14 protein-coding genes are annotated in these 12999 nt (G+C 60.2%); 10 read left to right on the forward strand and 4 right to left on the reverse strand.

Annotated features, from left to right (window positions below):
• Positions 1-97 precede the first annotated feature (97 nt).
• Positions 98-589 carry a helix-hairpin-helix domain-containing protein gene (locus tag IE127_RS17775; RefSeq protein WP_189427124.1) on the forward strand — a complete coding sequence of 164 codons (492 nt, stop codon included), beginning with the start codon at positions 98-100 and terminating at the stop codon, positions 587-589.
• Here the strand turns inward: IE127_RS17775 and IE127_RS17780 are convergent.
• Both IE127_RS17780 and IE127_RS17785 read right to left on the reverse strand, forming a co-directional pair.
• Positions 582-1523 (reverse strand): alpha/beta fold hydrolase, encoded by a 942-nt coding sequence (locus IE127_RS17780; RefSeq protein ID WP_189427125.1) that lies wholly within the window; start codon positions 1521-1523, stop codon positions 582-584. The genes IE127_RS17775 and IE127_RS17780 overlap by 8 nt on opposite strands.
• A gap of 40 nt (positions 1524-1563) precedes the next feature.
• Positions 1564-3600, reverse strand: a complete 2037-nt coding sequence (locus tag IE127_RS17785) for a lytic transglycosylase domain-containing protein (protein WP_189427126.1) — start codon at positions 3598-3600, stop codon at positions 1564-1566.
• Between the two features lie 222 nt (positions 3601-3822).
• Here IE127_RS17785 and dapA point away from each other — a divergent pair, with 222 nt between their 5' ends.
• Both dapA and smpB read left to right on the forward strand, forming a co-directional pair.
• A complete protein-coding gene (dapA, locus tag IE127_RS17790) occupies positions 3823-4704 on the forward strand; it encodes a 4-hydroxy-tetrahydrodipicolinate synthase (RefSeq protein ID WP_189427127.1) in 882 nt (293 codons plus the stop codon).
• Entirely contained in the window at positions 4704-5186 is a 483-nt protein-coding gene (gene smpB / locus IE127_RS17795; protein WP_189427128.1) for an SsrA-binding protein SmpB, read from the forward strand. The genes dapA and smpB overlap by 1 nt, the downstream gene beginning before the upstream one ends.
• On the opposite strand, the gene IE127_RS17800 is transcribed toward smpB, so the two are convergent.
• Both IE127_RS17800 and IE127_RS17805 read right to left on the reverse strand, forming a co-directional pair.
• Positions 5183-5836, reverse strand: coding sequence for a uracil-DNA glycosylase (locus tag IE127_RS17800; RefSeq protein WP_244640310.1), 654 nt, complete (start codon positions 5834-5836; stop codon positions 5183-5185). The two genes, smpB and IE127_RS17800, sit on opposite strands and share 4 nt — an antisense overlap.
• Before the next feature lie 61 nt (positions 5837-5897).
• Positions 5898-6473: a LabA-like NYN domain-containing protein gene (locus IE127_RS17805; RefSeq protein WP_189427129.1), complete on the reverse strand. Its 576-nt coding sequence runs from the start codon at positions 6471-6473 to the stop codon at positions 5898-5900.
• Between the two features lie 231 nt (positions 6474-6704).
• Here IE127_RS17805 and rpoZ point away from each other — a divergent pair, with 231 nt between their 5' ends.
• From rpoZ to era, 7 genes are all read left to right on the forward strand, one after another.
• A complete protein-coding gene (gene rpoZ / locus IE127_RS17810) occupies positions 6705-7085 on the forward strand; it encodes a DNA-directed RNA polymerase subunit omega (protein WP_189427130.1) in 381 nt (126 codons plus the stop codon).
• A 142-nt stretch (positions 7086-7227) separates the two neighbouring features.
• On the forward strand, positions 7228-9498 hold the full coding sequence (locus IE127_RS17815) for a RelA/SpoT family protein (RefSeq protein WP_189427131.1): 2271 nt from the start codon (positions 7228-7230) through the stop codon (positions 9496-9498).
• Positions 9498-10082: an orotate phosphoribosyltransferase gene (gene pyrE / locus IE127_RS17820; protein ID WP_189427132.1), complete on the forward strand. Its 585-nt coding sequence runs from the start codon at positions 9498-9500 to the stop codon at positions 10080-10082. The genes IE127_RS17815 and pyrE overlap by 1 nt, the downstream gene beginning before the upstream one ends.
• Positions 10079-10498 carry a holo-ACP synthase gene (gene acpS / locus IE127_RS17825; protein ID WP_189427133.1) on the forward strand — a complete coding sequence of 140 codons (420 nt, stop codon included), beginning with the start codon at positions 10079-10081 and terminating at the stop codon, positions 10496-10498. The genes pyrE and acpS overlap by 4 nt, the downstream gene beginning before the upstream one ends.
• A 30-nt stretch (positions 10499-10528) precedes the next feature.
• Positions 10529-11341: a signal peptidase I gene (lepB, locus tag IE127_RS17830; protein WP_189427134.1), complete on the forward strand. Its 813-nt coding sequence runs from the start codon at positions 10529-10531 to the stop codon at positions 11339-11341.
• A gap of 14 nt (positions 11342-11355) precedes the next feature.
• Positions 11356-12063 (forward strand): ribonuclease III, encoded by a 708-nt coding sequence (rnc, locus tag IE127_RS17835; RefSeq protein ID WP_189427135.1) that lies wholly within the window; start codon positions 11356-11358, stop codon positions 12061-12063.
• Entirely contained in the window at positions 12060-12977 is a 918-nt protein-coding gene (era, locus tag IE127_RS17840) for a GTPase Era (RefSeq protein ID WP_189427136.1), read from the forward strand. Before rnc ends, era begins: the two co-directional genes overlap by 4 nt.
• The last annotated feature ends 22 nt before the right edge of the window (positions 12978-12999 follow it).

Genomic DNA, 12999 nt, shown 5'->3' on the forward strand with positions numbered 1-12999 from the left:
CCTTCATGGCGGCAGCTCTCGCTCTTGGGCTCGTCGCCGGTTGGTTTGGTGCAGCCGCGAGGCATGGTTGAGCTGATGCAGGAAAGGTAGCGCCGCAATGAATGGTTATGTCATTGAAGCAGCACTGCTCTTGCTCGCAGCTTTCACCATTGGGAGTGGACTGGGTGCTTTTGCCTGGCGGCTCGGCCACGACGAGCCGGCGCAGCGGCCACGCGATACAGTTGGCGATGACGAAGACCGCCATTTGAGCGAGACCAAACCGCTGCGGCACAGCGAAGAAAAACAGCAATCGGCATCTCAGCCGATTGCTGCGGCCGCAGAGCACCGTGGCGCTGTGTTTCTCGATGCGCCGCGCGCCAGCGGTAAGGATAATCTGAAGCGCATCGCCGGAATCGGCCCAAAGCTCGAGCGCACGCTCAACGAAGCGGGGATCTATCACCTGGATCAGATCGCCGGATGGAGCCTCGAAGATCGGCGTCTTCTCGATGAGCGTCTGGGGTTGCGCGGCCGCATCGAACGCGACGATTGGGTCGGCCAGGCTATACGGCTTACCCAGCCGGAGACGGTGGCGACCGGCCCCTCTAGCTAATTAGCTCCAGCCGCGAGGTCGCGGCATGCCGTACGAACTCAGCAAGCGCCGCGATTTCCGACGGCTCGTCCAGCAGCGCCGGCGATCCTTGCCCCTTGATGACCATCGCCCTGGCATCCGGACGCCGGTGAACCATCTCCTCGAACGTTTCCCGCCGCAGCTGATTGGTAAACTGGGTGCGAATTAGAAACAGCGGCACGTGCCGGAGCGCATCGTAAATCGGCCACTGTGCTGCCAGTACGTCGTCCAGGCTGAACTGCTTCAGAAAACTCTCAAACCTCGCGTCAAACAGCGGCCGCGCTCTGCCGCGCTTGTCGATATAGTGGCTGCGCATCGCCAACGTCTCGAGGTCCTGTTCATCCGCTCCGGGGTAATCCCGGCCAAGAATGCGATGGAAAGCGGACAAGACGTTACTCCGCCCCTTGAGACTGTTGAGAATCTCGAGGTTCGTACGCAGTCGCACCAGCCCGCGCGGGTCGCTCAGCGGGCCGGCGTCCGAAAGGATTAGCCCCGCCACAAGCAATGGGTGGTCCCGAGCCAGCAGCATCAACGCCTGTCCGCCATAGCCCTGGCCCACAAAAACGGCACGTTCGATGCCGAGTGCCATGATCACCTGCGCGACATCTGCCGCATCATTGGGGGTGCCATATTGGCTGGCGGCCGCTCGATCGCTTGAGCGTCCGCGTCCCTGCAGATCGATCAGGACGATAGGATGATCGTCTATGAAGTCTGGGTGCGAACGAGACAGCAAGCCTTTGAAGTCGCTCATGTTGCGCTCATATCCGGCAACGCAAACCAGCGGCACCTTGCCCCGCGCCAGCGTGCCGCTGATGTGAACCGCCGCATATTCGCGCGCACGGCCCAGCGTCACCGGCACCACTGGCAGGTCACGAAAAGCCGGATGATCTTCAGGTATTTTGCGCCGCGTGAACATGGGGGTCCTTACCGCGTTTTGCGCGGCGCGCGAAGGTGCTTTAGCGGATGCGCCGCAGCGCGTCGGCAATGGTGATTGGTTCCGCTCCCAGCCGTGCGCGGTAGACGAGATAGTTTCCCAGCACCCGCTGCACATAGTGCCGCGTCTCATCGAACGGTATCAGCTCAACCCATAATACGGGATCGACATTGCCGGCGCGCGGATCGCCGTAAGCTCTTATCCACCTGTCCGCGTTGCCGGGTCCGGCATTATACGCCGCGGCAGCCAGCACCAGGGAGCCGGCATAGCGGTCGAGCTGCGCTTCAAGATACGTAGAGCCGAGCAGGAGGTTATAGTCGGCATCGCGGGTAAGTCGTGCCGCTGAATACTCGAGGCCTAGCCGATCGGCCATGTCCCTTGCGGTGCCCGGCATCAATTGCATCAGCCCGCTCGCGCCGGCGTGGGAACGCGCATCGCGCCGGAACATGCTTTCCTGGCGAACCACGGCGAACACAGCCGATCGATCTGCCGCAAGACGCGCGGTTTCAGGAATAGCTTCGATGGGAAAGGAGTAGGGGTCGAGATCCACCCCGCGCCGGCGTGCAATTTCAGCGATCGCGATAGCAGCGTCCTGTGCGCCAAACTCCACAGCCAGCCGAGTGGCGGCAAGAAATGCTGAAGGTTGATCGAGTCCTTGCGCCCACTGTTTCAGAAGGCTCAGCGCCAGACCGGTCTCTCCATTTTCGGCCAGCAGCCTTGCCGCCTGCATCGGCTGTGCCCGTTCGAAGCCCGCGTCAGCGTCGCTAGGTGTTGGCAATGGTCGCACCGGCACGTCCTCGAGGCCGAGGGCAAGCCGCGCCAGCTGCCCATAATAGACAGTGTGATGCTGAGCGGCGACGCCATACGCCGCATCCGCTTCGGCAAAACGGCCGGCCTTCGCCAATGCGCGCCCCAGCCAGAAATGTGCCTTCGTCACGCTGTCGGGAATGGTCGTGTGCCCCGTCAGCTGCTGGAACTGTTCGACCGCGCTGTCAGCGTCGTCGAGCAGTGCCAGGGCAATCCAGCCGGCAAGGAAATGCGCCTCGACCAAATCAACAGCCGAACCTTGGGTGAAGCCTGCTACGGCCCGATACGCCAGTTCCGGCTTGCCATCCGCCAGCAGGTCCCGTGCAATACGATTGCGCTCGGTCCACCAGACTTCAGGTGCAACAGCATCCTCCGAAGCCTTTTCAAGCCACTCCACGGCTTGCTCATAAAGCCCAGCCATCCTTGCGCGCTGAACGCGGGTAAATATGGTCACCGGATGTTCGGCATATTCGTCGGGCAAAGCATCGAGCAGCGCCTTGCCATCCGATTGCCGCCGCGCCGTTGCAGCGCGCGCTTCGATCAGCGACTTTTGTTCGTCGCTCAACCGTTCGGCCGCGCGTTCCGCCGGGCGAATGCGGTCGTGCATGAGCAATCGTTCGACGCGCACCCAGTCGTCTTCTGCGGTCAGCAGGCCACCAAGATTTCTGGAAATTCGGTCTTCCTGCTCGTTTGTCAGCAGGTGCCCGGTCCATAAATCGCGCGCAAGCTCACTCGCTTCGTCGGTCTTACCTTCGGCCAAGTAAGCCTCGGCGAGCCTGATGCGCGCAGTCAGCGTACGCGGCATCTCGTCACCAAACCGGCTTATGATGTCGGTGTCACTGGCATCGCTGCTGAGCAGGGCCTGTTCAATGCGCAGCCGCATCAGGTCCTCATCAACAAATTCAGGCGCCTCTTCGGCAAAGACGGCGAGCGCATCGGCATCGATCGCCCCGGGCCGCGAATAGATGACTGCCCACTGCGCCGCGTGCCGCTGTACGGCGGAGGGCAGAGTGGCTGCCGTATCGAACGCAGCTTGCGCTTCACCTTCATCGAGCAGCCCCAAAGCGACCTTGAAGGCGCCCATCGACGGCGCTGAGGGCGGAGCGGGGCGCGACGGTTCCGAGCGCACCGTGCTTGTGGTGATCGGGTCAAGTGTTTCCGTCGCCGGCGCGCGCACGGAATGCAACGTCGTGCCAACCCCAAGCGTGGTGGCGATAATCAGGCCGGCTGCCAGAACAGTCGATCTCGGCATTCGCTCGTAGGTCCTCGAGAGCTTGCGGTTAACGCGATATTACCCGGTCCGGGTGAACATTCGGTTTCGGAGCCGGTTGACGCCCCGGTTGCATGCTTGTGATCGGCGGGGCCAATCAGTATGGTGCGCGACTTCTGCACCTATGTGTGCGCGACACCATCGGGGCGTGCTTATGGCATCGCCCCGCGGCTGATTTGTGGCAAACCAAGGAAAGACTGACTCATGTTGAGAGGTTCGATTACGGCACTCCTCACCCCCTTCAAGGATGGGGCGGTGGACGAGAAAGCCTACTCGGACTTTGTCGACTGGCAGATCAGGGAAGGCACGCACGGTCTCGTCCCTGTCGGTACCACCGGCGAAAGCCCGACAGTGACGCACGAAGAGCACCGGCGTGTCGTGAAGATTTGTATCGAGGCCGCCGATGGTCGCGTGCCGGTTGTGGCCGGCGCCGGGTCGAACTCGACCGCCGAAGCTGTAGCGCTTGCGCGTTTCGCCCAGGAAGCCGGGGCCGATGCTATTCTGTCGCTTGTGCCGTACTACAACAAGCCGAACCAGGAAGGCATTTTCCAGCACTTCTCGGCGATTGCCTCTGCGATCGACCTGCCGGTCGTGCTCTACAGCGTGCCGGGCCGCACGGTTGTCGATGTTACGGTGGATACCATTGCTCGGCTGCGAGATGCGCATAGCAATATTATCGGCGTCAAGGATGCCACTGCCGATATGGGCAAGGCCAGCCAGGAACGCGCCAAGTTGGGAGAGGATTTCATCCTGCTTTCTGGCGAGGACATGACCGCCCTCGGCTTCAATGCACACGGCGGAACCGGCTGCATTTCCGTGACCTCGAACGTTGCTCCGCGTCTGTGCGCGCAAATGCAGGATGCCTGCCACCAGGGTGATTTCAAGACGGCGCTGTCGATCCAGGATAGGCTGGTGCACCTTCACAGGGCGCTGTTCATCGATCCTAACCCGATAGGGGTGAAGTACGCCGCCTCGCGCCTTGGTCTTTGCCGGAACGAACTGCGTCTGCCTCTCGTTCCTGCGTCCGAAACCACGATGGCGGCTGTCGATGCCGCGCTGGTTCATGCCGGACTACTGGAGGGCTGATGGCGACGAAGAAGGAAAGCAAGAGCTATATCAGCCACGGCCAGGTTGCGGACAATCGCCGCGCTCGCTTCGATTACGAGATCGGCGACACGCTCGAAGCCGGAATCGTTCTGACCGGCACAGAGGTTAAGTCGTTGCGGCTTGGAAAGGCGCAGATCGCTGAAAGCTATGCATCACCCGAGCGGGGTGAGTTGTGGTGGATCAACGCGCATATTCCCGAGTATCTCGAAGCGAATCGTTTCAACCATGAGGAAACGAGACCCCGCAAACTGCTGGTTTCGAAAAAGGAACTTTCGCGGTTGGGGGCCGAGGTCACACGCGCCGGCAACACCATCGTGCCGCTGAAGCTCTATTTTAACGATCACGGCAAAGCCAAGCTGCTCATCGGTCTTGGCAAGGGCAAGAAGACGGTCGACAAGCGCGAAACGCAGAAAAAACGCGACTGGAACCGCGAAAAGCAGCGCCTGCTCAAGCAGGGCTAGCTTTCCGCATGCTTCAACGCATGACGCGCTGCAGCTCCGACGACATCTTCGAACATCTGCTCCGTCAGAACCCCGGTGTTCGTATTGTATCGTGAGCAGTGATAGCTGTCGAAAACGGTCACCCCATGAACGCCGATCGTGTGCTGTGCGCCGTGCTTGAAGGGAAAAGCTGACAGCTTTTGCCCAAGCGCCCTCAAAACCGACTCATGTGCAATACGCCCCAGCACCAAATAGGTCTTTGCCTGCGGCTCTGCATCGAACACCGCCTGCAGGAATGGTCGGCAGGTGTGGATTTCCGCCGGTGTCGGCTTGTTCTGCGGGGGCACACAGCGCACTGCATTGACGATTGAAGCGCCGTCGAGCGTAAGGCTGTCGTCCTGCCTTTGCTCGTATTCACCATGCGCCAGTCCGTACTTCTTCAGCGTTGCATAAAGAAGATCGCCCGCATAATCGCCAGTAAATGGTCGACCGGTCCGGTTGGCACCTTTGAGCCCGGGCGCAAGGCCCACCACCACAAGCCGTGTAGCCGCACCCGTCCAGACCGGCACCGGGGCGTTGAAATACTCGGGGAATTTCTGCTGGTTCTCGTCGCGGAACGCGGCGAGGCGCGGGCATAGCGGGCAATCGGGCGGGGGATTGATATCGGTCACGGCGAACTCTGGCGGAATGGCTTTATCCGCTTAGACGAAATGCCGTGCCGCTGCAAAATTCTCAGTCGTCGTCGCTGTCCTGCGCATGGCTGCTGACACGGGGCGCGCTCGGAGCGCGGCCAACTGTCTTTGTCAGTTCCGCAAGATCGAGGAAGAAATCCGCCTGCCTGCGCAACTCGTCGGAAATCATTGGCGTCGGGGTACTCAGTGTCGAGGCGACTGTTACCCGCTTGCCGCGCCTCTGTAACGAAGCGACAAGAGCGGTGAAGTCACCATCGCCGGAAAACAGCACCATGTGATCGTAGTAGGGCGCCATGTCCATGGCATCGACGGTCAGCTCGATATCCATGTTGCCCTTCACCTTGCGGCGTCCGGTTGCATCGGTGAACTCTTTCGCCGGCTTCGTCACGACTGTGTAGCCGTTATAATCTAGCCAATCGATCAGTGGCCGAATCGAAGAGTATTCCTGGTCCTCGACTAGGGCCGTGTAGTAATAAGCCCGAACCAGATACGCTTTCGATTGAAACTCTGAAAGCAAGCGACGATAGTCGATGTCCGTGCCGATTGCGCGCGAGGCCGCATAGAGATTTGCGCCGTCGATGAACAAAGCTATCTTTTCTCTGGGATCTATGGACACGCAATACTCCTAATAAACGGCAGCTGCCGGAACGACCGGCGATCAGCACTCACATTATATGCCAAGCTGGAACATATTCGCTTTTCGCACAGTCGACTGGCATTGCGCAACTGGAACGTTAGTCGCATGCGGAGGTGACCGCGAATTATCGCGGTGACACAGCTCGCTTGTAATGCTTGCAGGGCTCGTGTAATGAGGGTGTCAATCCCCAAACAATGATTGGAGACGCCAGTGGCCCGCGTCACCGTTGAAGACTGCATTGAGAAGGTCAATAACCGTTTTGACCTCGTCCTGATGGCAGCTCATCGCGCCCGCATGATTTCATCGGGTGCCCAGATCACCGTCCCGCGCGACAACGACAAGAATCCCGTCGTATCGCTACGCGAGATCGGCGATGGCACCATCTCCCCCGACGATCTGCGTGAAGATCTTATTCACTCGCTCCAGAAGTATGTGGAAGTGGATGAGCCCGAACAGCACACCGCACCGCTTATCGAAGGTGGTTCACGCGGTGGCGACGATGATGATGCGATCAACTTTGACACGATGAGTGAAGACGAGTTGCTGCGCTCGATCGAAAGCCTGGCGCCCCCTGAGCGCCGCGACGATTGATCGGATCGATATCACGATCCATATGAGGAGGCGTTCGGCGATTGCCGGGCGCCTTCTTCGTTGTGGTTGACATCGTTCGCCATCCGCAGCCCGATGGGCGTCGAAAGCAAAGGCAGCGTGAAGGAAAGGCGCACCTTTAGTCATGATGCGTCAGTATGAGCTTGTGGAGCGGGTTGCGGCGTATAATCCCGCCGTGGATGAGGCGCTCCTCAATAGGGCCTATGTCTATGCCATGCAAAAGCATGGTAGCCAGAAGCGCGCCTCCGGTGACCCGTACTTCAATCATCCACTGGAAGTTGCCGCGATCCTGACCGAGCTGAAGCTCGATGATGCTTCTGTGGCTGTCGGGCTGTTGCACGACACCATCGAGGATACGGACGCCACCCGCGCCGAAATCGATCAGCTCTTCGGCCCCGAGATTGGCGCCATCGTTGATGGTCTCACCAAGATCGAACGCCTGAACCTTGTTAGTCGGGAAGAAGCGCAGGCCGAAAATCTGCGCAAGCTTCTGTTGGCGATCGCCCAGGATGTGCGCGTCCTGCTGGTGAAACTCGCAGACCGTCTGCACAATATGCGGACGCTGCAATATGTGCCGCCGAACAAGCGCGCGCGCATTGCGCAGGAAACCATGGATATCTACGCGCCTCTGGCCGGGCGCATGGGTATGCAGGATATGCGTAACGAGCTCGAGGATATCGCATTTCAGATCCTGCAGCCGGATCACCACGCCGCGATCACCCGACGGCTTTCCGAAATGCAGTCGGCTTACGCCGAGACCATCAAGACGATCAGCGCCGAATTGACCGAGCGGCTGCAGCTCGAAGGGATCGAGGCTGTCGTCAAGGCACGTGTGAAGTCGCCGTTTTCGATCTTCAACAAGATCGAACGCAAGCAGATCGCGCTGGAGCAGCTATCGGACATGATCGGCTTTCGGATCATCGTCGATACACTCGCCAATTGCTACCAGACCCTCGGGATCGTCCACACCAACTGGAAGGTCGTGCCGGGACGCTTCAAGGACTATATTTCGGTCCCGAAGCACAATGACTACCGCTCGATCCACACAACGATCGTCGGACCCGGCCGTCAGCGCGTGGAATTGCAGATCCGCACCCATGAAATGCATCAGGTTGCCGAACTCGGTATCGCGGCGCATGCGCTTTACAAGGACGGCGTCTCGGCAGACCTCAACCGGCTAGAGAATGAGAGCCGCGCCTATAGCTGGCTTCGCAACACCATCGGCCATCTGACAACCGGCGCCTCGGCGGAGGACTTTCTCGAGTACACGCGGCTTGAGCTGTTCCAGGATCAGGTCTTCGCATTCACGCCGCGTGGACGTCTCATTGCGCTTCCGCGCGGCGCGACACCGATCGACTTTGCCTATGCGCTCCACACCGATATCGGCGACACCTGCGTAGGCGCGAAGATCAACGGCAATATTCTGCCGCTGGTGACGCAGCTGCGCTCGGGCGATGAAGTCGAGATCATCCGCAATCAGAATCACCGGCCGCCCGCTAACTGGATCGGAATCGCCGCGACCGGCAAGGCTCGTGCCGCCATCCGGCGCGCCGTGCGAAATGCCGCAGCGCAACGTGCCCACGCCTTGGGTGAACACGTGTTGTCCGTCATGCTGGAACGTGAAGGTGTGCTTCTCGACGAGGCTGAGGGTCGTGAACTTGGCGAACGCCTGGGCTATGCCGGCAAGCGTGAACTTCTGATTGCCGTTGGCGAAGGCAAGGTCAGCAGTGAGTCGCTGGCCGCCGAGCTCGATGAGGTCAAAGGTCTCAAGCGCCGCCGCAAACGTATCGATCTGCCCGTCGCCGATAAGGCCGATGGCTGGTTCGCGTTGCGCGATACCGATTGGTTCCGGTTCCGCGTACCAGGCGGGCAGCGCTCCGGCGAACGTGCCAAGGCGGCCCTAGCGGGCTTGGATTTCCATATTCCTGTGACCGTTTCTCCCGAAGGTGTTCTGCCAGGAGACAGGCTTGTCGGTATTTTGGAGCCCGATCAGCCAATGCGCGTCTACCCGATTCACTCGGAAGCGCTGGTTGAGTTGCACAATAGCGACGTGGCCTGGGTCGATGTGCGCTGGAACCTGCTCGGACGCGAAGATCAGCAGCATCCGACAGTCATCACGATGGAGTCGGTGAACCGTCCGGGATCGCTGGCGCAAATCTCTTCGGCCATTGCCGCATGTGACGCCAACATCAACAATCTCATCATGCGCATGATATCGCCGGACTTCCATCAATTGACCTTCGAGATCGAGGTGCGCGACCTCGCGCAATTGACGGATGTGCTGGCAACCCTCAAACGTAGCCCCGGTGTTTCAGCCGTGCAGCGCGCAACGGCTGCGGAAGCCGCATTGATTTCGACACTCGAGTGGGACGGCGAAAAGGGGACTGTCGACTGATGACACGTGACGAGGTTCTGGAAGTTTTCCGGTCATGTGATGCAATCCTTGAGGGGCACTTCATCCTCTCGTCCGGGCTGCATTCACCGATGTTCCTGCAAAAGACGCTGGTGTTCCGTCGTCCGGAAAAGACCGAGATCCTGTGTCGCGCCCTCGCGGAGAAGATCCGTGCCGAGGGATTCGGTCATGTGTCGCAGGTCGTCTCGCCCGCCGTGGGCGGTATCATCCCCGGCTATGAAACAGCGCGGCATCTCGGTAAACCCGCCGTCTACACCGAACGGGTGGACGGCCAGTTCCAGCTTCGCCGCAACTTTTCGGTCGAGAAGGGGGAGCGCGTGATCGTCGTCGAGGATATCGTCTCGACCGGTTTGTCTATCCGCGAATGCATCGAGGCGTTGCGAGGGCTGGGTGCCGATGTCGTCGCCGCGGCGGCCATCATCGACCGTTCCGCTGGCAAGGCTGAGCTTGATGTGCCGCTGGTCTCGCTGATCGATTTCGAAGTTCCGGCCTATCCGGCCGATGCCCTGCCGCCGGAGCTCGCGGCAATTCCAGCGGTCAAGCCGGGAAGCAGGGGGCTGTCGTGATTGTTGGGCTAGGGTCGGATCTTATCCAGATCCATCGGGTGCAAGAGGTTCTTGATCGCTATGGCGAGCGGTTCACCAATCGCTGCTTTACCGAGATCGAACGGCGCAAGTCGGATCGCCGCGCCCAGCGGGCAGCCTCCTACGCCAAGCGTTTTGCAGCCAAGGAGGCGTGCTCCAAGGCGCTCGGCACCGGGCTCAGCTCCGGCGTCTATTGGCGCGACATGGGTGTCGTCAACCTGCCATCGGGCAAACCCACCATGGCTTTGAGCAATGGCGCTGCCCGTGCGCTCGAGCGGATCATGCCCGAGGGCCACATCCCGCATATTCATCTCACCATTACAGACGATGCCGGGCTGGCCCAGGCCTTCGTGATCATCGAAGCGCTCAAGGTTGACCAGACAGGCGGCGCGTCTTAACCACGGCGCCAAAGGCGCAAAGGAACAATCATGAGCCAGTCCGACGAGAAGGCCGGAAAGAACGCGAAGTCGGCCCAGCCAAAATCGGCGGCAGGCGAGGTATGGGAGACGTTTGTCGTCATCGTCGAGGCGCTGCTGATCGCGATCGTCATCCGCTGCTTCCTGTTCCAGCCGTTCTCTATTCCGACCGCATCGATGCAGCAGACCCTGATGATCGGCGACTATTTCATCGCCAACAAATTCGTCTGGGGCTACGGCAAGCATTCGTTCTCGCTCGGCCGTTACGGCGATTTCACCTTGCTCGATTTCGAATTGCCGATCTCGGGCCGCATTCTTGGCCGCGAACCCAATCGCGGCGATATCGCGATCTTCCGGCCGGTGCCTGAGGACATTGAATACATCAAGCGCGTGGTCGGCATGCCGGGCGACGAGATCCAGGTTCGCGAGGGGCGCCTTTATATCAACGGCGATATCGTGCCGCGCGAAGAGATCGGCACCGCTCTCGACACTGATTCCAATGGAGACACGCGCGAAGTCACTGTCTACCAGGAAACCTTTCCGAATGGCACGACACACACCATTCAGGAAATCAGCGACAACCAGCCGCTTGATAACACCCCCGTTTATCGCGTGCCAGCCGGGCATTATTTCATGATGGGCGACAATCGCGATCGCTCGGCCGACAGCCGTGTGCTGTCTGCCGTCGGTTACGTGCCCTACACCAATCTGATCGCCAAGGCCGAGGCGCGCTTCTTCTCGATCCAGGACAACATTCCGCCCTGGCAGATTTGGCAGTGGCCGGCGAATGTGCGTTGGGACCGCATGTTCAGGTCAGTCTACTAAAGAGCTGGCTGAAGATGTCGGCTCAATCGGACGGACGTGACAAACTGCAATCGAGGCTCGGCTATCGCTTTGCCGATCCCGACTTGCTGGATCGCGCGCTGACGCATTCGAGCGCGGTGCCGCCCTCACGGCGGATCGAGCGCTCTTACCAGCGGCTTGAGTTCCTGGGGGATCGGGTGCTCGGTCTCGTGGTCGCCGACATGCTGTTCCGCAAATTCCCCAAATCCAACGAGGGAGCGCTCTCCCGCTCGCTGAACACGCTTGTGCGCAAGGAAACCTGTGCGATCATCGCCAAGAAGCTCGATCTCGGCCGGGAACTGGTACTGGGCGAGAGCGAGGCGCGGACGGGCGGAGCGGGCAAGGAGGCGATACTGGCCGATGTCTGCGAAGCCGTGATTGGTGCGATCTACTGTGACGGCGGGCTCGGAAAGGCATATAGCTTCGTTGAGCAGCTGTTCTCTGAGCATCTCGGCGATACCGGCACATCACGCGCTGATGCCAAGACGACCTTGCAGGAATGGGCACAGGCCCAAGGGCTCGAACCGCCGACCTACACGGAGGTCGATCGCACCGGCCCCGACCACGCACCACAGTTCACCATTTCGGTGGCTGCCAAAGGATTTGAACCGATGGTGGCGACAGGCCCCTCCAAACGCATCGCCGAACACCAAGCGGCAGAAAAGTTTCTGATCCGCGAAAAGGTCTGGAAGGAGCCGTCATGAGCGAGTTGCCACCCGACACCTCATGCGGGTTCGTTGCCCTCGTCGGGGCCCCCAATGCTGGCAAGTCCACCCTGATGAATTCGCTTGTCGGCACCAAGGTGTCGATTGTCACCCATAAGGCGCAAACCACACGCGCCCAGATACGTGGCGTGGTGACGGAAGGCGATGGACAAGTCATCTTCATCGATACACCCGGCATTTTCGCGCCTCGTCGGCGGCTCGACCGGGCGATGGTGCACGCCGCTTGGACCGGTGCCGGCGACGCCGATCTCGTGGCGTTCATCGTCGATGCCGAAAGGGGTTTGACGGCGGAAGTTGAATCTCTACTTGAAGGTTTGCTGGCGGTTCGCCATCCCAAGATGCTGGTCCTCAACAAGGTGGACGCGGTCAAGCGCGAGACCTTGCTCGAACTGTCGCAAAAGCTGAACGAGCATCAGCGGTTTGAGGCGACCTTCATGATCTCGGCCTTACGCGGCGATGGTGTTGCCGATTTCCTGTCGTGGTGCATGGAGCATTTGCCGCCCGGCCCATGGCACTTCCCCGAGGATCATCTTACCGACCTGACGCTGGCGCTGACTGCCGCCGAGGTGACGCGCGAAAAGCTGTTCCTGCGCATTCACGATGAAATCCCCTATAACGCCACGGTCGAGACCGAGCGGTTCCAGGAACAAAAGGACGGCTCCTATCGTATCGATCAGGTGGTCTATGTCAGCCGCGACAGCCACAAGAAGATCGTGATCGGTGACAAGGGCCAGACGCTGAAGGCCATCGGTGCCGAGGCGCGGCGCGAACTGATGGAAATCTTCGAGACGAAGGTTCACCTCTTTATTTTCGTCAAGGTCCGAGAGCGCTGGGGTGATGATCCCGAGCGCTATCGCGAAATGGGGCTGGAATACCCGCAGGGCAAAAAGTGAGGTTGCGCGCTTTGCGGCGCTG

Origin of the sequence: Devosia pacifica (assembly GCF_014652635.1) — a bacterium.
GTDB classification, from domain to species: Bacteria; Pseudomonadota; Alphaproteobacteria; order Rhizobiales; family Devosiaceae; genus Devosia; species Devosia pacifica.